This window comes from Methanocalculus pumilus, from assembly GCF_055382585.1.
Window position 1 is genome coordinate 272,124 of record NZ_AP042393.1, and the last position, 19,549, is coordinate 291,672.

The window sequence follows — 19,549 nt, forward strand, 5'->3', positions numbered from 1 at the left end:
TTGATATATGCCACTGATCAGGACAGCAGATGCCATCCGCTCGATGGAGATACGGGGTGCCGGACGGATTGCGCGTGCAGCAGCAGGAGCACTCAGGGACCATGCCAGGGCAACAGAAACAACAGAGAAGGCTGCTTTTTGTGAAGAGATGAACCGGGCAGCAGCTCTCCTCCGTTCCACCCGCCCGACAGCCGTCTCCCTCCCCAATGCGATTCATATCGTCATGCGGGGTCTTGAGGATGCAGCAGGTGTGGAAGATGCGCGCGGTATTATCCAAAGAAATGCAGATGCCTTCATCCGGTCATCTGAAGAGGCGGTTGCAATGATAGCATCAATTGGGGCGAACCAGATCAGAAACGGAGATGTGATCCTAACCCACTGCAACTCTGAGGCGGCACTCGCCTGTATCATCGAGGCAAAGCAGCAGGGAAAAGATATTGAGGTGTATGCAACCGAAGTCAGGCCCTGGAACCAGGGTCTCCTGACTATCAGGGTGCTGAACCAGCACGAAATCCCGACACACTATATCGTCGATTCAGCTGTCCGAGCCTTCATCAATGATGTCGATATAGCGATCACCGGAGCGGATGCAGTCTGTTCTGATGGGAGTGTCATCAACAAGATCGGGACATCCCAGATCGCCCTTGCTGCAGACGAGGCGCGTACCCGGATGATCGTTGCTGCCGAGACCTACAAGTTTGCACCCCGCACCCTCGCCGGGCATACCATCCCGATCGAGGAGCGGCCGGGCTCTGAGGTGCTTGCCGATGATATTGCATCTGCGCTCCCCTTTGTAAGAGTTCGAAATCCGGTCTTTGACGTGACACCGGCAGCATATATCGATGGAATCGTGACAGAGACGGGCCTTATTCCCCCATCATATGCCCCGTTTATCATCAGGGATCATCTCGGATGGGATCTTTCGATGATTGGATCTCCCGGTGTCTGAGGTATCCGGATACAGGATCCTCTCCCGATTCAATGGATGATATATTTTATAGCTCCCCGGACAAGGTAAATGAGAAGATTACTTGAGGAGATGTTCATGGGAGTACAATTTGTAAAATTACAGGGAAATGGCAATGATTTCATCCTGATCGATGAGATGGAGAACGAGATCATTCCTGAAGAGATGAAAGCCGCTTTTGCGATGCTCTTCTGTGACCGCCGGTTTGGTATCGGGGGCGATGGTGTCCTCTTCATCTCAAAGTCCGAATCTGCGGATGTCAAAATGCGCCTCTTCCAGCCTGACGAGTCTGAAGCAGAGATGTGCGGAAACGGGATCCGCTGCCTTGCACGGTATGCATATGATCATGACTATATCAAGGAGGAGAGCACCGTCGAGACGCTCGCCGGTATTATGCCGGTTACCCTTGGATACCAGAATGATGAGTTCTATGCAACGATCACAATGCCCACCCCTGTATTTACCAGGAGCGGGATCCCCGCCACCGGCACAGGCGAAGATGATTACTCGGAGCATATCAGCACCTACCAGGTCTATGCCGCCAATACCGGTGTTCCCCATGCGGTCGTCTTTGTCGATGAGATCGGGGCGATCGATCTGATGAAGCTTGGACCCACCATCCGGAACCATCCCACCTTCCCAAAAGGTGCGAATGTCAACCTGGTTGAGAAGGTTGATCAGAACCTTCTCAGGATCAGGACATTCGAGCGGGGTGTTGAGGCCGAGACCTGGTCATGCGGAACCGGTGCAACAGCATCTGCGGCGGTTGCCCACAAGCTCGGCTATGTTACGAGCGATTGTATTGTTGAGACGAAGGGTGGCCCGCTCCGGATTCGGTTTGGCGATACGGTTACCATGACCGGGCCCGCCGAAGCCGTCTTCATCGGGATGATCGAGCTCTGAAGAAAGAGGTATATTCGCTGATTCCGGGAGATCCCGGGATTATACTTTTTTTTCGGCTCGTTGCTGATCCGTGTTGTTTATTAATAGGGAACAGGTTATCATCGGGCCATACGGTGTTTTAATCATGCATTGTGATCTGTTGACTCAGGCGTAGAATATGCCTTCATAAAACCGGTTCATGGAGAAGAAACCGTGCAAATTCCCACCGCCCCGATACCCGCGCCGCATGTGCTTCGCAGGGAGGTTGTCATGGGTGGCCCCGCACATGCAGCACGTGAGGGGGCGGGAATGTTTTGTGGGCTGCCAGAGGAGATAAAAACCCGATTCTGATGAATCGCCCTTCAGGTTGCTCTGATAAGCAAGGTTTTATCATCTCTGTCAGCCTCATTCTTCGACAACCCGCCCCCCGATACCCGCGCCGCACGTGCTTCAATCACCCCTCATGCCCGGATGTTGTGTCGGGATCAATTCCCCGGCCTCTCTATTCCCCTGAGGAAAAGCCGGATCTCTAACATCCTGCATGAAATAGCCAGAAAGCTTCTTTCCGCATCCGCACTCAGCAGGAACGAATCCCATCTTCTGTAATGGTAAAATCAAATGATTCCCCTTCCGGGCGGGATCGATGCTTCATCACAATCGCCCGGCGGGTGCTGTCTCTCCGTTCGATCCTGATGATCGCCTTTGAGATATGTGAGAGGGTCGTTCCCCCGAGACCGGAGAATCTGCCGGTTGACGGATCCATGTACACCTGGTTGGTTATTAAGACCGGAACCTGGTTTTTTCGCGCAATTGCCAGGATCTCAATCATCTGTTTTCCAAGCATCCGCTGCACATCGCCCCGCTTCTCCAGTTCTGATCTGTAGAGTGCGGTTGCCGAATCCATCACGATTAAACCGATCCTCTGTTTTGTGAAGATCTTCTGTGATTCAATGATCATCAGCCCCTGTTCGGCAAAATCGATCGGCTCATACAGGTAGAGCCGGGTGGCAAGTTCCGGGGCAGCATCCTCGCCACCGCAGATCTGGACGAACCGATCGGGTGAGAAGCCTTCGGTATCAAAGAAGATGACCCCGGCACCCTCCTTCAGGGTGGCAACCGCTGCCATGATGGCGAGCGTGCTTTTGCCGCTCCCCGGCTCTCCATAGATCTGGGTGATCATCTGCCTCTCAAGGCCTCCACCGAGGATACGGTCCAGATCCGGGCTACCTGTGCTTACGCGTCCTCTCTCCACCCATTCAGCTCCCGATATGCGATCTCCTCGGCTCTCCTCTTCACATCCCTGACGCTCAGCCCATGACGCTTGGCAGCAGCGGAGGCAGCATCGAACTCTGCTTTTACGGAGATGATCTTTCCCTGTGAGTATCCGATCTTCACGGGAATCTCGTCTCCTTCCGGTATCCGGATGGTGATCACCAACCGATCCGCAATGAACCGGTGAACAGACGGGATGCACCGGACTCCAAGCGTCCCCAGCTCTTCTGCCATGACGCCTGCAAGCCGCTCCGAATCCTCCCTGCGGCAGATCACCCGGATCAGATGACCGGGCCTTCCCTTCTTCATGATGATCGGAATGGCTGATGCATCCCGTGCACCTTCGCGGTGGAGACGGGCGATTGTATAGGCGATCACCTCGCCATCGACATCGTCGACATTCGTCTCCAGGATATCAACCGCCGGGAGGCTCTCTCTGTTCTCAAGGATCATCACACGGAGGAGATTCGGACGGTCTTGTGGGTCTCGTGTACCGGCACCATACCCGACTGCGGCGATGGTGCCGTCCGTGTCTCCTCCCGGAAAGGCTGCCAGAAATTCTGCGAGAAGTGCAGCCCCTGTCGGGGTGACCAGCTCCCCTGTCTCTTCTTCTGTCCTTCTGGTGGGAAGCCCGGAATTTTCAAGGATATACGCAGTTGCCGGTGCCGGAACCGGCATGATGCCATGAGCGCATCGGATCGTCCCCCTGCCAAGCGGGATTGGGAGGACTGCGACAGCATCCGGTTTAAGGGAGAGGAGGGCGGTGCATGCCCCGATCACATCCGCAATCGCGTCATCTGCTCCGACCTCGTGGAAATGGGCATGGTCTCCATGGACGCGGGTCTCGGCATCATGGATTCTTGAAAAGATCCGCGCCGCCATCTCCTTTACCCCGGCTGTCGCATCAGCTTCCCTGAGGCGAAAGAGGACCTCCTCCAGCGTCCGGGTGCTCTCCCCCGCATGCGTCCTCAGGTATGTCGCTTCGATGCCACACCGTGAAACCCGCGATATCTCCGGTTTTCCGACAAGTGAGGCCATCGCCCGGATCACCGCCTCCTCATCAGCACCAGCGGCAAGGAGGGCTCCTGTGATCATATCTCCCGCAGCACCATTCACCGGGTCAAAGAGGATCGTCCGCATCGAAGAAACACTACTTATATGTCCGGGCACCGTTGACAATAAAGTAATGCCTGAAGTGTACCTGAAGGTCGATTCGGCCTATCCTGAAGATCTGGGTGGAGGGAAGGCACGCCTCGATCCAGAGACGATGCTCGCACTCCGTGTCTCCCCCGGCGATCTGATCAAAGTCGAGGGGAAGAAGGAGACGCTCGCAAAGGTCTGGCGTGCGATGGCGAAAGACTGGGATCAGCAGAAGATCCGGATCGACAAATTCACCCGTGAGAATGCCGCCGTCACCATCGGCGACCGGGTGAAGATCTCGAAAGTGGAGGCGGTGATCGAGGCAAAAGAGGTGTTGATCGCGCCACCCGAGAACCTGCCCCCACACCTGACCATTCATATGGAGCATGCTGCACAGGGTCTGATCAACTATCCGGTCTCAATTGGCGATGTGGTTCCGATCCGTGCGATGATGATCCCCCAGCTGATCGAGTTCAAGGTGATCTCCCTTGAACCTGAGGATGCTGTGATCATCACCAGAAATACAACAATCACTGTATCCGACAAACCCGCCCCCGGATTTGAGGGGTTGAAGCGGATCAGCTACGAGGATATCGGCGGATTAAAAGACGAGCTCCAGCGGCTCAGGGAGACGATCGAGCTCCCGATACGCCATCCCGAACTCTTCAAGACCCTTGGGATCGAGCCGCCGAAGGGTGTTCTCCTGTATGGGCCTCCCGGTACCGGAAAGACCCTGATTGCACGGGCGGTTGCCAATGAATCGGGTGCGAACTTCATCTCGATTGCAGGGCCTGAAGTGATCTCGAAGTATTATGGCGAATCCGAACAGCGGCTCCGCGAGGTCTTCGAGGAGGCAAACGAGAACGCACCCTCGATCATCTTCATCGATGAACTCGACTCGATTGCACCAAAACGTGAGGATGTGACCGGGGAGGTTGAGCGGCGGGTGGTTGCCCAGCTGCTGACGATGATGGACGGGCTTGAGGAACGCGGGCAGGTTGTTGTGATCGGCGCAACCAACCGGCTGGATGCGATCGATCCCGCTCTCAGGAGGCCGGGCAGGTTCGACCGCGAGATCGAGATCGGGGTGCCGCCGCATGCGGACCGGCAGGAGATTTTAAATATCCATACCCGCGGCATGCCGATTGACGAAGGTGTTCGGATCGATCTGATCGCCGGCCGGACACATGGTTTTGTCGGGGCTGATCTCGCTGCACTTGCACGGGAAGCTGCGATCCGAGCCCTGAGGCGATATCTGCCCGATATCGATCTCGAACAGGACTCGGTACCCCAGGAAGTACTTGATAAACTGAAGGTGACTTCTGATGATTTCCGCGAAGCACAGCGTGAGGTCTTCCCCTCGGCGATGCGTGAGGTGATGCTTGAGGGAACCAATATCACGTGGTCTGATGTGGGCGGCCTTGCTACTGCCAGGCAGGAGATCCGGGAGGCAGTCGAGCTTCCCCTCACCGAGAAGGATAAGTTCGAGGAGCTTGGGATCCAGTCTCCAAAAGGCATCCTCCTCTATGGCCCTCCCGGTACCGGGAAGACCCTGATTGCAAAGGCCGTTGCAACCGAGTCCGGTGCGAACTTCATCCCGATCAAAGGCCCCCAGCTCCTCTCCAAATGGGTGGGGGAGAGCGAACGGGCGGTTCGTGAGATCTTCAAGAAGGCCCGGCAGGTGGCACCTTCGATCATCTTCTTTGATGAGATGGATGCCCTCACCCCGGTTCGCGGGGGCGGGGATTCCAATCATACCATCGAGAGTGTTTTAAACCAGATCCTAACCGAGATCGACGGAATCGAAGATATCCGCGATGTGATCGTGATGGGGGCAACCAACAGGCCGGATATTGTCGATCCGGCACTTCTCCGGCCCGGCAGGTTTGATAGGCTCGTCTATATCGGGGAGCCTGATGAAGAGGATCGGAAAAGAATCCTCTGGATCCATATGAGGAGCATGCCGATTGAAGGAGGAACGATTGAAGAGTTCATCACTCTCCTTGAAGGCTGTGGATATGGCTGTATAGAGAAGATATTCGAGTCAATTGGAGAAGGAAAAGAGATCACCGCCGATGCAATCCGGGAAGCAGCCTCTGAAATGCCGAAGAAGGAAGGGGCAGGATTGAAGAGGAGCGAGATCCGGAGACTCATCCACGATCTGGCCTCCCGGTTCAATCAGCAGTCTCCTGATCCCGCACGGGATGCGATCATCGGGACAGTTGCAGCCCGGACCGCGGGGTATGTCGGATCCGATCTCGAAGGGCTCTGCCGTGAGGCAGGGATGCTTGCGATGCGTGAAGGCGTATCGGTTGTCTCCACCCGCCACTTCGAAGCGGCGATGGAGAAGGTACGGCCGACGATGAATGAACGGCTTATTGAATACTATTCCCGGATACAGCAGCATTTCAAAGGCGGGCTCCCCCGTCAGTCACAGCCGGTCGAGTACCAGTAACACTCTTATGATCCCGGGGAAATCTATCTCCTCCTTACCTTTGAAGAGGGGGACAATAGGTGTTTAATGGTATTTTAACCGTCTATTCATCCCCAAAATTTTTTGTGGTGTAACTGTAACTGGAGAGATCCAGTCTCTTCCCCTGGCATTTATCCTGATGACCGGGATGACCGATATCCTCATACCCCGTCATGATCCAGAATTGATCAGACATGACCGGGGATAATGAGAAGATATCGGATTATATGCTGAAGACGGCGGAGATGATCATCCGTGTGGCCGAGGTGGTCGATGAGGAGGAATCACGGCAGTTCATCTCCGAGATACTCTCAGGCAGAAGGATTTATGTCACCGGCGCCGGGAGATCAGGGCTGGTTGCCAAGGCGTTTGCGATACGGCTGATGCATCTTGGGTTCCCCTGTTATGTGATCGGTGAGACGATCACCCCTGCCTTTGAATCCGGTGATATGCTTGTCATCTTCTCAGGTTCCGGCGAGACGAAGTCGGTGGTGAGCGCTGCTGAGAAGGTGCGTGAACTTGGAGGCTGGTCCTGCCTTATCACCGCGAACCCGGAATCGCATGCTGCCGGTTATGTTGATCTGGTCATCGATCTCGGTGAATCGTCCGGGAATAGTGCTGATCTTCCACCTGAGTATGAGGTGAGGCAGATCTCAGGACAGTACCGCTCGGTTTCGGTTCCTATCGGGAGGGGATCAGCCTTTGAGATGGTGGCGCTCGCCTATTCGGATGCGATCATCTCCGCCCTGATGGCAGCCCGTCACCTGGATCCCGGTGAGATCAGGCTCCGTTTCTCGAATATCTAAATTTTTTCTGTTTTTGCCGAGATTGATTCCGCAGCTGCATATGCGGTTGAGAATGCCGCCTGAAGGTTGTATCCCCCGGTATCGCCGTCGATATCGAGCACCTCTCCGATAAAATAGAGATCTGGAAGAAGCCTTGATTCCATCGTTTTGTTGTTGACCTCCTCAAGTGCAACGCCCCCGCGGGTAGCCATTGCAACGTCAAACCCGCCGACTGTTTTGATCTGAAATATCCAGCCTGTGAGGAGCGAAAGGAGTATCTTCCTCTTCTCTTTTGTGAGGTGGGCAACGGTCATGTCCGGTGACAGCCCCGCCTCTTCGGTGAGGCGCTGGATGAAGCGTGCAGGAAGGGGTAGTTCTGAGAGGATCGTCTTCACGAGCCGCTTCCCATATGCCTGTGTTCCATGGGTGATAAGAGATGCGATCGCCTCCCTCTCTTTCTCCGGGAGAAATGCGATGCTGAGGCTGTCGCCATCCCTGATGTACCGGGATGCATGCAGGATTACAGGGCCTGAGAAGCCGTTATGCGTAAAGAGGAGATCCCCTGCCACTCTCCGAACAATCTTTTTCTCCCTGAGGATCGAGACCCAAATATCATCAAAAGAGATCCCGGCGAGATCTGAAAACGGATACTGCTGTGGGTGTACCGGGGCAAGGGCGGGTCCAATCCCAATGATCCGGTGGCCGAGGGATTCGGCAAAGCGGTACCCGTCACCTGTTGATCCGGTTGATGGGTATGATGCACCGCCGGTTGCAATGACGAGTATATCGACCAGCACCTCCTGTTCATCTGTCCTGATCAGAAAGCTGTTTCCTTGGCGCTCCACGGCACGAACCTGGCTGTTCTGCCTGAAGATCACCCCGTTCTCCCGGCATGCGGCCATCAGAAGAGAGAGGATATCATCTGCCTTTTCAGATACCGGGAATACCTTCTCGTTCTCATCTGTATAGAGTAGGCATCCCCGCTCTTCAAAGAAGGCGGTCAGATCCCGGTTCGTAAAATTCCTGAGTGCAGGTTTCAGAAAAGCCCCGTTCTCACCGTAATGTTCAAAAAAACTGCGAATATCGCCTCCATGCGTGATATTGCACCGCCCGGATCCGGTGATTAGGAGTTTTCTCCCCGTCTCTCTCTTCTTCTCAAAGAGGATGATCCGGCTTCCCTCTGATCTGATGGTCGCAGCAGAGAAGAGTCCTGCCGGCCCGCCTCCGATAATGCCAATCACAGGCCGGGCCAAATGTGCAATCACACCTTCTGTTGAACAGGGGGTGTTCTGCCAGGATTTTTTGCCGCAGTAATCTGCCGTTTCAGTTCTGCTGCTGCTGCTGCGACATCTTCCTCTCCGACAACCGCAGAGATGACGGCGGCACCATCTGCCCCGGCACCGATCACAGACCCGATATTCTCCCGTGTGATCCCCCCGATTGCTACAAGTGGAAGGCGGGTTGCGGCACGGATGGCGCCCAGTGTTGAAAGGCCGTGCCCGCATCCGGCATCATCTTTAGAGGTGGTTGCAAAGACCGGGCTGAGTGCGAGGTAATTGGCACCTGATATCTCTGCCTGTATCGCTTCCTCAACTGACCCGACCGAAGAGCCGATGATAAAGTCTCTGGGAACAATCCTGCGTGCCTCGGCAACCGGCATATCCTGCTGGCCGAGATGAACCCCGTCTGCTCCGGCGGCAAGCGCGATATCAAGCCGGTCATTCATGATGAAGCATGCACCAGAATCTCTGGTCAGGGCCAGAATCTCTGTTGCTGTCCGGTAGAGGGATGCGGAATCCATCCTCTTGTCACGGAGCTGGATGATATCTGCTCCGCCAAGAAGCGCCATCCGGGCGAGTTCGGTATGGGATCTCCCCCTCCCGATCTGCTCGTCGGTGATGACGTAGAGATCATATGCCACGGTACTGCTCCACCTGTGCCTCAGCCGATACCGTCTCCGGTGTCAGTGATGCGAGTTCGTCAAAGAGTGCGGTCCTGAAAGAATATGGTCCCCGGGCACCTTCTGCCCCCCGCTCCCCGGCAAGCCCGAATGCGATGAGTGCGGCTGCTGCGGACTTCACCGGATCGTCGCCTGCGGCTGCAAACGCCCCCACAACAGATGCCGCCATACAGCCGGTCCCAGAGAGCCGCTCCATCATCGGGCTTCCGTTTCGAATCAGGTACGCCTCACCATTCCCGCAGACGATATCGGTCTCTCCGGTCATGGCAACGGCTGTGTTCCATCTCCCAAAACACCGAAGGGCAACCTCAATGGGGTCCCCGGTACAGCCACCCGAATCAACCCCCCTGACAGTGCCGCCGCTCCCGGCAAGGACACCGATCTCACCGGCGTTTCCTTTCAGGATCGCAACCCTGCATTCATCCAGAATCCTCTCCGCACTCTCTGTCCTGAGTGTTGTTGCCCCGACCCCGACCGGGTCAAGGATCACCGGGATGCCATGTGCATTTGCGGTTTTTCCTGCGGCAACCATCGCATCTACCTGTGCGGGTGTGAGGGTTCCGATATTGAGAACAAGGGCGCCTGCAATCCCCGCCATCTCGGCAACCTCTTCGATTGCACCTGCCATCACCGGTGCTGCACCGATGGCAAGGGTTGCATTTGCGCAGTCATTGATTGTGACGGTATTGGTGATATGGTGAATGAGCGGCCGGGTTGATCGCACCCTGCCAAGGAGTGCTGCTCCGTAATGATTCATGCTGGTATATATTGCCTGTCTGAAGGGAAAAGTGATATGGAAGAGAAGAGCGGATTCTTCTATCCGATCTTCCATCTGCCTGCCGGAACAACGAGCACAAACCGTGCGCCCTCGCCTGCGATCCCTTCCTCATGTATCGTGATCCCGGTGATTCCAAGGATCTCCCGAACCAGGTAGAGGCCGTACCCATTGTTCTTTCCACATTTATATTCAAAAATCCGCTCTTTCATGGTGTCAGGGATGCCAGGTCCGTCATCTTCCCAGACGATCCTCAGGTTTCCATCCCGCTCCTCACAGGATATGGTGATCTCCGTTGCCTCCTCTGCATGCCGGATGGTGTTGTCCAGAAGATTTGAGAAGACCTTGGTGAGGAGGGGATCGGCGATGATCGAAAGGTTTGGGCAGGTGTTTGTGATCGGAATTTTGGATCCGGCGAGCGGTTCAAGCGAAGAGTTGATCTCCTGCCATTTTGCCCCGCTCGTTCCGATTTTTTCGTATTCCTTCATAAATTCAAAACACTTTTCGATCTGTTCGAGGGAGTGAATGATATTCTGGAGATAATCTGCAATCAGTCTGTCAGGTTTCTCTTCTTTTATGAGCTCGATATACCCGTCAATAGCCATCATCTGGTTTCTGACATCGTGCCGGGTGACACCTGACAGAAGGCGGATCTTTTTATTGGAGAGCCTTAGTGCCTCCTCTGCCTGTTTCTCCTCGGTAACATCACGGTTGACGATGATCGCACCTTTCAGTGTTCCGTCATCAAGGATCACCGGTGCGGTATAATTGTATATGAGGCGTTTTTTGCCGTCAAAACAGTCGATCTCGAGGAGCTCATCGGTGATGGTTGCCCGATCACGTATACTGTGGGTAAGTGCCCAGTCGTCAGGTGCGATCTCTTCACCTGAGGGGTACCTGCGGGCTTTGAAGATCCCATACTCTTCTCTCCCCACGTGGGGTTCTCCACCCCAGATGGCAATGCCTGCCGGGTTCCCCATGGTGAGTTTCCCTTCACTATCTGCAAACCAGAGCCCGATCGGGAGAATCTCCATTATCTTTGAGAGGATCTTCTCACGGGTCATTAATTCTTCTTCAGCACGCCTCCATTCGGTGATATCCACAAGTGAGGCGATGGAGTGCCGTTCTTCTGGTAAAACCCCGATTGAGATGAGGATGATCCGCTCCTCCCCGTTCCGCCTGATGAACCGGAACTCGTAGCTGAGTGGAACCTCACCATTCTGGTGGCGTGCATGATGATACTCAATTATCCGACCGATATCCTCTGGATGAATGAATGCAGTTATTTTGAGCTTCCCCTCGATCTCAGCGGCAGAATAGCCCGAGAGCTCCTCAAAGAGGGAATTGATTTTTAGGATCGTCAGATCCTGCCCGAAGATGGCAAGTGCAGAGCCGGTCTTCTCGAAGATGCCCCGGTACCGCTCCTCGCTCTTCCTGAGTTTCTCCTGCGCTGTGATCGCCTCATCCAGGTGCTGGCGGATCTCCTCCTCTGTTGATGCCAGCTCTTCATGCATGGCGAGCAGTTCAAGTTCCTGTTTCCGCTGTTTGGTTATATCCCGCATTGATTCGATGGCGCCGGCTACCTCTCCATTCTCATCATAGAACCGTGATGCGGTTGCCCAGATTACCCTATTTTCCCCCATCATCCGGGTGGAATCGGTCTCGATGATCACATTCTCGCCTTTCTTGTGAATCTCCGGGTAATGCCTCTGTATATCGTCAAGCTCTCCTTTGAGGACATAGTCGATGAGAAGAGGTCTTCTCTCTCCATAGATGAGAAGTGAGTATTCATAATTGCCCTTCCCCAGCACCTCCTCTGCTTCGATCCCGGTCATCTCCTCGATGGCCTTGTTCCAGGCGATAACAGTGCCATCCGAATCGATCGCAAATGTGGCGTCAGGGAGGAAGTTGATGATATCAGACAGCCTCTGCTTGCTCCTCTTGATCTCCTGCTCCCGTACCGCAAGCTCATCGAAACTTGATCTGAGCTCTTCTTCACTGGCAGTGAGCTGTTCATATGCGGCATTCAGCTCATCAAGGCTCTCGGCAATCTTCTTCTCAGCTCTCCTTGAGGCAACAGCCATCTCTATCTGGTGGGAAAGCTCTGCAAACTGGGCACGGGGGTTGCCGCCTTTCTGGAGGTAGAAGTCGGCACCATTGTTCAGTGCCTCGATGACGATATCCTCCCTCCCCTTTCCGGTGAAGATGATGAAGGGAATAGTTGATCCGGTCTCCCGGAGCTCCTTTAAGAGAGTAATCCCGTCCTTTGACGGCATCTGGTAATCTGAGACGACTGCGTCATAGTCGCCATCCATGATAATCTCCATCGCCTCAAGAGAATCTTCGAGGGTATCGACTGAATACCTGCCTTTCTCTTCAAGGAAGAGTTTTGTCAGCTCGAGGAGTGCCGGTTCGTCATCGATATAGAGGATACGGATCGGGGTGCTGGCGCCAGGATCGGACATAAACTCACCTGAATATCTATCCTTCTCGGAGTTAAGGGGTTCGGTTCTGATTCTATTACTCATTTCTTTCGGGAGGATGAACGCAATGGAGAGGGATGTTTCGGTAAACCAGTTAGATAGTGGACAGACCTCAAAAAGAAGATCTCCAATACTGCCTGATAAATGTCCATTATCCAACAGGGTCCAGCAGGGCACACTCTTGACACATCACCCGAGATAGGGAATTTTTATGTTGTAGTGAAAGATATTATTACAAAATCTGGGAGATAAAAAATATGCAAAAACAGCTTACAGCCATTATAGAAAAGGAGGGCGATGGCTATGTTTCATTCTGCCCGGAATACGACATTGCAAGCCAGGGTGGTACTGTAGAAGAAGCCAAAAATAACCTTCATGAAGCATTGGAGCTCTTTTTTGAAACCGCTTCTCCGCAGGAGATTTTTGTCACGGTTCCACGGGGAGATCTATATCACACGGATGGATGTGGCTGTTGGCTAAACTTCGTGTACTATCGGGAAAGGATGTCCGCACCATTCTTGAAAAACATGGTTTTTCAGAAGTCAGGCAGAAGGGAAGCCATATAATTATGCAGAAAACTCTTCCCGGTTCTACAATTACGTTACCTGCCGTTTGCGCTGATTGATCATATTTATCTCCTTTCTCGATTCTATACAGATGTATGGAAATGAAAACTATCTTGTGTGCTGGTATTCTTCTGGCAGCCGTGTTGTTCTGTGGATGTACCACCAGCTCCGATCAGAGCACTGTTGCAGCTGATATCCCGACTCCAAACCTTATCGGGGATTGGACCGGCACGATGACCGGGTATGTGGATGGAATCGGGTATACCGACTATTCCGGGTATACCCTGACTCTCAGGATCACTGAACAGAAAGACCGGGTATTTTCGGGAGAGGCAACCTTTTCTGAGCAATTAGGATGGGAGAGCGTTCCGTTTGCCGGGGTGATCGGCCGTGACGGCAGGACAATAACCATGGTCCAGAGTGGGGGAGCAGATGGAGACGGGGGGTATTCTTCCGGGTACCTTACCGGTCCTGATGAGATGGAAGTCATCTACTCGGTTGTGAGCAATCCTATCTCTATTACAATCGATGTGCTGAAAAGGAGTTGAGAGAGACTCCCCTTATTTTTTATTCCTGATCGGGCTATCCACTTACCGGGACAATGAAATCCTTTTCTGATATTCAATCCACATGCCTGTGTGAGGGAGTCCTTCCTATATGGTGAGCAGGTGAAAGGTTCAGCCGACTTCCTGATTGTGCTCGTTACGGGGCTTTGGCTCTTTTTGGGAGCGATTCCATGAGTGCGTAAAAAAACCCGGGTTTTCGTGTTGTGAAGAGCCCGTGCCATGCGGTGAGGGTTTCTGTGCTCATCACGTCCAGTCTTCTGAATATGTGGGTGGCAAATTCTATCGGTGCAAAGCTGCCTGCCGTGATCAGGTTTCCGTCTGTAACTGCAGGTTCGCTTACGTAAAACTCTTCGCCACTGTAGCCTGGGCAGCACATTTTGAGTGCCGCTTTATCATTGCTGGTGTGGCTGCGTTTATCCAGCAGTCCGGCATTGGCAAGGGCCATCGTAGCCCCGCAGATTGCGGCAACAACCACGCCCTCATCGAGCAGCATCCGGACCTTTTCAAGTATCGGGGCCTGCACCGGGTCAAGCCAGGTGTCTGAACCGGGCAGGAGCACCAGATCCCCGGCCCCGGGCCGGATATCCTGAAAAAGAACCTTCGGTGCCATATACAGCCCGCCCATCGTGGTTACCGGGTCCATTGTCCTGCCGCAGAGGACAAGATCGTAACGAGAAGCCGGATCCTTCAAGTACCGCCCTGAATGGAGTTCGGCAAGAACGTGTCCACACTCCCAGTCCGCGAGCGTGTCTGTGACATAGAGAAAGATTGCAGCCATTGTTATCTCATTATCTCCCCTGCGTTAAGAGTTTGGCTTTTCTCACGATATGGGACAATATATGTGCCTGCGTGGGGCACGATTTCAAGTCTGAATTCCAGGTATTTGTAGGCACCTGGAATCATGTGACTATGATTTCCGGGAGTTCAGATTATAAGGATCGATCGACTGACAACGCACTGGACATGAATGGATAAAAATATAACACTTTACTCCATTAAAAAAATGATTAAAAATGACAATATGTATAGCCGCTATTGGTAGACATAATGGAAATGAAATAATTGTGGCAGCTACAGATCACATGGTGACAATGGGTAGCTTGGGGCAATTTGAGCACACAATTTCAAAATATAAAGAATTAAATAATAATTTGATCGCGATGCTGTCTGGTATTCCATTATTCTTTGATGATTTAATTCAAATGCCTGAAAAAAATTTAAACTATTTAGAAATAAAAGAGCAAATAAAAAAGAATTTCAAGGAAAAACGGAAAGAACTTTTTCAGGATCATGTTTTGGATCTATACGGGTTGCATTGGGATGATTTTACAAAGGCAGCAAAAGAAAACTTCGCAAATACATTGATTGAGGAAATAATGCAGAGAAATATGAAGTATAAGTTAAGATCCTCGGTATTACTTGCAGGTTTTAATGATGGCAAAGCAAACATATCAGAAATATCTGAAATGACGTATGCAAATTATCGAGATATGAATTTCCATGCGATTGGTTCTGGTCAAATACAAGCAGTTAATACTTTGATGTTTCAAAAACATGACAAAAACGACTCTTTACAGACAACAATCTATGATGTTTATAAAGCAAAAAGAAATGCAGAAGTTGCTCAAGGTGTGGGGAAGGAAACGGAATTAGTAATATTAATCCATGGGGAAGGATGCAAAAAAAGGTTGTGTCAGTATCTCCCTGTAAATTAGGCAAGACCTGTACCTAACATCAATTCGATCTCTTCTATATTAAACATTATGTGCAACAATTGACTGTCGCAAAGTCTCTGCCAGTACAGCGGGCTATCCTCACGACAAGGGGGTGGGCTCACCCACCCCCGACCACATGCAGCCACAGGGCACCAGTCACCCGTCATTCCTTTTCTGCGGGGATTCAACGGCAGTTCGTGGACAGGACTATTGAACAGCTGCAGGACATTCTCTGGGCGATCTGGTCATCTCATCGACAGGAGGCGATATCGTCAGGTATCGTTTGCCACAGAGCCAGTCTTCATTGATATCAATCAGGATCGACCCTATAAGACGCATCGCTGAATCACCATTTGGAAACGCCCCAATACTTCGTGATCTCCTCTTAATCTCAAGATTCACGCGTTCCAGCATATTCGTTGTCCTGAGACGTTTCCAGTGCTCTTCAGGAAACGCCTGGTAGTTGAGAAGGTCCGTAGAGAACCGTTCAAGACTTGCCGCAGCACTCTTGTATCCCATCTCTTCCAACTGTTGTATGGCACTCTGGAGAGCCTGGAAATCTCCCTGAATTCCATTTCTGACAATCTCAACAACGATTTTTATATCGCACCTCCTGATCCCCTTGGATTTGATGATCCTGTGCATATGGACATGACACATCTGCCAGCTAGAACCGAGAAAAGCTCGTTGAACTGCATTCTGAATCCCTGTGTGTCCATCAGAGATGAGAAGTTGTACTCCGTGGAGACCACGCTCCTTGAGCATCTCAAAATGTTCGTACCAGAAGGCTTCACCTTCGCTGTCCATCAGGTCGATACTGAGTATCTCACGGAACCCATCCTCCCGGATCCCGGCTGTGATGAGAAGAGCCTGAGATACAACACGGGTACCGCGACGGACCTTGAGATACGTTGCATCAACGATTAAATACGGGAAAGAATGCTCGATTGGACGATTTCTGAATTCTTGTACAACACCGTCAAGTTCCTTGGCCATCCTGGAGACAGTATCCGGACAGATGTTGGTGATCCCGAAGTGTTTCATCGTTTCATTGATCTTTCGGGTCGAGACACCGTTGATATACGACTCGGTGATTGCAAGAATAAGAGCGCGTTCAACTCGTGAGTATCGCTCAAAGATAATTGTCTGGAATGGCTTCTCACGAAACTCAGGTTTTTGAAGCCGTATGTCGCCGTATCGTGTTTTTAAACCTCGTTCTGAATACCCGTTCCGTGTGGCAGTCCGGTGTTCAGAACGCTCATAATACCCTGCTCCGGCTTGCTGCTCAGCCTCACAGCGCATAACCATGTTCATGAAGGTGGTCAGCAGGGTCTGCATTGCACCGTTTGGATCGGAAAGATAATCTTCTGCTAAATCGTATATATCCATGGCTCTGTTCCTCTTTTGTAATTCTAACTTGGTACAGAGCCTTAATTAAATTTACAGGGAATTACGGATACTATCAAAAAAATTGATGAAGCTGATTTTTGTGTTTTAAATGACATTTATAATGCTGAAATAAAACAAGGGAGAACACATAAAAAACTTAATAAAATAATGATTGATAATATTGGTGACGGTTCATGTACATAGAGAGAAAAAAAATTACTCCTCCCTCAGAGAGGAATTTATTGCGAATTTGACAAAGCGTTTTAATGATGAGGGGGAAAAAACCGAGCAATATAAGTATTTTGGTGAAAGTAATAAGCAAAAGAGGTTTTTCAAACCTATATAACTGAAAACTAATTGTTATGGGGGGTTTAGACTGAATATAAATATATAATAAGATATTGAAAATAGTAAGTTTTATCATCATGACAGGTAGAGATATACACACTAAATGGGTTTAGTGAAGATTAAAATGGGGGAAAATTCATGATGAGATGTGGCAAACCGCACGGAATGTTAGAATGGAAAACTGATAAGATTCCTCTAATGGGGTCGGAACCAACGCCTAAGGATCCTAAGTTTCGAGAAAAATTGTTTAGTGGTCAGTCTATTGTACGAAAAAAGGAAAACAAATAATCCTTTGTTTTTTATGAAAATTCATGGAAAAACCCTCGTTTTATTCCCATTTTTCAATTACTGCTTGTGGCATCATGATATTCTATGCGATGGATTTGCATATGATCAAAACTGCTGTTACGAGTGTTAGAAACAGTGCAACATAATAGAGCTTCTCTAATGGAATTACGTACCCTTCTTGCCCTAAATTAAAATAAAAATATGAGTATGATAAAAAAGCAATTAGGATGCCTGTTCCAAGTGCCACAGTTAATGGAGATACTTCATTTAAATGATTTTTTATTGCTTTATAAATAAAAAAACTATCCATTAATATGAAAGCAAAAGGTATTATCGTAAAAAATTTTATTTCAAAGGATAGTATTGATGCATAGGTGAAATTATATTTAATTTGGTTATCCTTATGATCTTTCTCTACTTCACTATATGATGTGGTTGCAATGAAATTATATTTCTTTTTTCTATCGATTATATTGATAAAAGGTCTTTCCAATTGTAAATCCTCATAAAATTCTCCATTTTTGTATTTTTGTAACATCACTATATAGCTATTAATATCCTGACTCTTTTTAGTCTCCATTATGTTCCAACCTTTTGGTAAAGTAATATAAAATTCTGGTTGTATATTGCCGTACATTGTTATGGTTGTTATCTTAGTTTGAAAGATTCCTCTAATTATCTTTGCTATTAAAGGGACTTTTAATGTTAATATGTTTTCAATGAATGGAATAGTATCAGATAGCCATGGAGATTTAACTGCTGTATCTATCTCAATATCTGTTAAAATATATTCAATTTCAAGCTTGATATGTTTCAAAAAATCCTCATTATATTGGTTCTTGTATTGTGTTGGAGCGTCTGGATACATATCAATTGGATTTAGATTAAGCAGATATTTGATATCGCCATTAGAGATAGTCTCAATGAATGCAATTTCTTTGTTATTTGCATTTCTTGCTATAGTTTTTAAGCCAACAAATGTAAAATTTTTACTTTTATCTATTTTGGGTAAATCTAGCTCCATATAGCTATCATCGGTAAAAATGTCCATTACTTGGCGTATCTTTCGAGCTTGAGTTGGGTAGTACATCTCCTCAACATGCCACCAAGATTGTTGTACATATAAAGTCACAGTATCGTTTTAAGTAAAAAGCCATATATATATGTTCTTTATTGGTTTAGGTGTGTTAGGAGAACTCAATGAATAAGAATCCTCCTAAACTATAATAAAAATTCTCATCTTAGTCATAAGCATGTATCTCCTAAAATCCATCCAAGAGCGCCAAACCTGATCCACAACGTTCAAGCTCACCATTATTCTATTCTAAGGAAAACCCCAACCGCACTTTTCAATAGAACAAAACGAGGAAAAAGAGTCATCACTAATCTGTTGCCGCGATGGTGGCTTCAATTCATTAACTGAACAAAGGTTTTGGATCTGCTCAACCGGAACACGGTTAAAGATGGTCTTTTCGCAGATACCGCCGCCTAGATATCTCTTAGTGAGTTATCCATGAATGGCGTTTTGATAAAGCGGGTGACGTTGCTTAATGGATTTGTGATTTTATACGCCCGCGCCTCCCCGATGTTGATTGTTGCACGGAGATTGTTGACAAAATCGCGAATCAGATCCGCGTCTTCATAAGTCATGTCACCTGCCACAATTCGGTTTGAGATACCTTCTTCTCAGTATTTCTTGTGCTGTTCATCCGTTTTGGAAAAACTGACTTTCTCAATCATTTTTGCTCCTTCCGATACCCCATACGATTGGGGTTGTTATAAGGAGTGGAAATAAACTGTAAAACCGTAAATTTCCGTGTAGGCGTTAAACAAAAGAAGGGATACGCCGCCAACAGGACTCGAACCTGTGACATGCTGGTTAACAGCCAGCCACTCTACCAACTGAGTTATGGCGGCACTCAAGTTGCCTAATTACATTG

At 50.1% G+C, this 19,549-nt stretch carries 18 protein-coding genes and 1 tRNA gene; 8 read left to right on the top strand and 11 right to left on the bottom strand.

Going from position 1 to position 19,549, the window contains the following annotated elements:
- Positions 1 to 7 precede the first annotated feature (7 nt).
- A complete protein-coding gene (locus ACZ44I_RS01375; protein WP_464549395.1) occupies positions 8 to 949 on the top strand; it encodes a ribose 1,5-bisphosphate isomerase in 942 nt (313 codons plus the stop codon).
- Positions 950 to 1,045: 96 nt separating this feature from the next.
- Positions 1,046 to 1,870, top strand: a complete 825-nt coding sequence (gene dapF, locus ACZ44I_RS01380; protein ID WP_464549393.1) for a diaminopimelate epimerase — start codon at positions 1,046 to 1,048, stop codon at positions 1,868 to 1,870.
- Between the two features lie 556 nt (positions 1,871 to 2,426).
- On the opposite strand, the gene radB is transcribed toward dapF, so the two are convergent.
- Positions 2,427 to 3,101 carry a DNA repair and recombination protein RadB gene (gene radB, locus ACZ44I_RS01385; protein ID WP_464549391.1) on the bottom strand — a complete coding sequence of 225 codons (675 nt, stop codon included), beginning with the start codon at positions 3,099 to 3,101 and terminating at the stop codon, positions 2,427 to 2,429.
- Positions 3,083 to 4,261: a nickel pincer cofactor biosynthesis protein LarC gene (larC, locus tag ACZ44I_RS01390; RefSeq protein ID WP_464549389.1), complete on the bottom strand. Its 1,179-nt coding sequence runs from the start codon at positions 4,259 to 4,261 to the stop codon at positions 3,083 to 3,085. The genes radB and larC overlap by 19 nt, the downstream gene beginning before the upstream one ends.
- Positions 4,262 to 4,307: 46 nt before the next feature.
- Here larC and ACZ44I_RS01395 point away from each other — a divergent pair, with 46 nt between their 5' ends.
- Together ACZ44I_RS01395 and ACZ44I_RS01400 are read left to right on the top strand one after the other, a co-directional pair.
- Positions 4,308 to 6,716, top strand: coding sequence for a CDC48 family AAA ATPase (locus tag ACZ44I_RS01395; protein WP_464549387.1), 2,409 nt, complete (start codon positions 4,308 to 4,310; stop codon positions 6,714 to 6,716).
- Between the two features lie 245 nt (positions 6,717 to 6,961).
- Complete coding sequence (locus tag ACZ44I_RS01400) at positions 6,962 to 7,540, top strand: SIS domain-containing protein (protein ID WP_464576561.1); 579 nt, start codon at positions 6,962 to 6,964, stop codon at positions 7,538 to 7,540.
- On the opposite strand, the gene ACZ44I_RS01405 is transcribed toward ACZ44I_RS01400, so the two are convergent.
- Genes ACZ44I_RS01405 through ACZ44I_RS01420 form a run of 4 tightly spaced genes read right to left on the bottom strand, consistent with a single transcriptional unit; the run spans position 7,537 to position 12,719 of the window.
- Positions 7,537 to 8,784 (bottom strand): BaiN/RdsA family NAD(P)/FAD-dependent oxidoreductase, encoded by a 1,248-nt coding sequence (locus ACZ44I_RS01405; protein ID WP_464549384.1) that lies wholly within the window; start codon positions 8,782 to 8,784, stop codon positions 7,537 to 7,539. The two genes, ACZ44I_RS01400 and ACZ44I_RS01405, sit on opposite strands and share 4 nt — an antisense overlap.
- A complete protein-coding gene (thiE, locus tag ACZ44I_RS01410) occupies positions 8,781 to 9,440 on the bottom strand; it encodes a thiamine phosphate synthase (protein ID WP_464549382.1) in 660 nt (219 codons plus the stop codon). Before thiE ends, ACZ44I_RS01405 begins: the two co-directional genes overlap by 4 nt.
- The gene (gene thiM, locus ACZ44I_RS01415; protein WP_464549380.1) at positions 9,430 to 10,236 is read right to left on the bottom strand and encodes a hydroxyethylthiazole kinase; all 807 of its coding nucleotides are present in this window, start codon (positions 10,234 to 10,236) and stop codon (positions 9,430 to 9,432) included. Before thiM ends, thiE begins: the two co-directional genes overlap by 11 nt.
- A 59-nt stretch (positions 10,237 to 10,295) precedes the next feature.
- Entirely contained in the window at positions 10,296 to 12,719 is a 2,424-nt protein-coding gene (locus ACZ44I_RS01420) for a response regulator (protein ID WP_464549378.1), read from the bottom strand.
- Positions 12,720 to 12,994: 275 nt separating this feature from the next.
- Here ACZ44I_RS01420 and ACZ44I_RS01425 point away from each other — a divergent pair, with 275 nt between their 5' ends.
- Genes ACZ44I_RS01425 through ACZ44I_RS01435 form a run of 3 tightly spaced genes read left to right on the top strand, consistent with a single transcriptional unit; the run spans position 12,995 to position 13,851 of the window.
- Positions 12,995 to 13,303: a type II toxin-antitoxin system HicB family antitoxin gene (locus tag ACZ44I_RS01425; protein WP_464551687.1), complete on the top strand. Its 309-nt coding sequence runs from the start codon at positions 12,995 to 12,997 to the stop codon at positions 13,301 to 13,303.
- Positions 13,252 to 13,362, top strand: a complete 111-nt coding sequence (locus ACZ44I_RS01430) for a type II toxin-antitoxin system HicA family toxin (protein ID WP_464551669.1) — start codon at positions 13,252 to 13,254, stop codon at positions 13,360 to 13,362. The genes ACZ44I_RS01425 and ACZ44I_RS01430 overlap by 52 nt, the downstream gene beginning before the upstream one ends.
- Positions 13,363 to 13,398: 36 nt before the next feature.
- Positions 13,399 to 13,851 (top strand): hypothetical protein, encoded by a 453-nt coding sequence (locus ACZ44I_RS01435; RefSeq protein ID WP_464549376.1) that lies wholly within the window; start codon positions 13,399 to 13,401, stop codon positions 13,849 to 13,851.
- 154 nt (positions 13,852 to 14,005) lie between these two features.
- Here the strand turns inward: ACZ44I_RS01435 and ACZ44I_RS01440 are convergent, their stop codons facing one another.
- Positions 14,006 to 14,647: a type 1 glutamine amidotransferase family protein gene (locus ACZ44I_RS01440; RefSeq protein ID WP_464549374.1), complete on the bottom strand. Its 642-nt coding sequence runs from the start codon at positions 14,645 to 14,647 to the stop codon at positions 14,006 to 14,008.
- A 235-nt stretch (positions 14,648 to 14,882) separates the two neighbouring features.
- Here ACZ44I_RS01440 and ACZ44I_RS01445 point away from each other — a divergent pair, with 235 nt between their 5' ends.
- Entirely contained in the window at positions 14,883 to 15,584 is a 702-nt protein-coding gene (locus tag ACZ44I_RS01445; RefSeq protein ID WP_464549373.1) for a hypothetical protein, read from the top strand.
- 207 nt (positions 15,585 to 15,791) lie between these two features.
- On the opposite strand, the gene ACZ44I_RS01450 is transcribed toward ACZ44I_RS01445, so the two are convergent.
- The 4 genes from ACZ44I_RS01450 to ACZ44I_RS01465 all read right to left on the bottom strand — a co-directional run bounded on the left by ACZ44I_RS01450 (position 15,792) and on the right by ACZ44I_RS01465 (position 19,526).
- Positions 15,792 to 16,973 (bottom strand): IS256 family transposase, encoded by a 1,182-nt coding sequence (locus ACZ44I_RS01450; protein ID WP_464549371.1) that lies wholly within the window; start codon positions 16,971 to 16,973, stop codon positions 15,792 to 15,794.
- Between the two features lie 718 nt (positions 16,974 to 17,691).
- On the bottom strand, positions 17,692 to 18,741 hold the full coding sequence (locus ACZ44I_RS01455) for a hypothetical protein (protein ID WP_464549369.1): 1,050 nt from the start codon (positions 18,739 to 18,741) through the stop codon (positions 17,692 to 17,694).
- Between the two features lie 356 nt (positions 18,742 to 19,097).
- Positions 19,098 to 19,259 carry a hypothetical protein gene (locus tag ACZ44I_RS01460; RefSeq protein WP_464549367.1) on the bottom strand — a complete coding sequence of 54 codons (162 nt, stop codon included), beginning with the start codon at positions 19,257 to 19,259 and terminating at the stop codon, positions 19,098 to 19,100.
- Between the two features lie 194 nt (positions 19,260 to 19,453).
- Positions 19,454 to 19,526: transfer RNA gene (locus tag ACZ44I_RS01465), tRNA-Asn, on the bottom strand.
- Positions 19,527 to 19,549 lie beyond the last annotated feature (23 nt).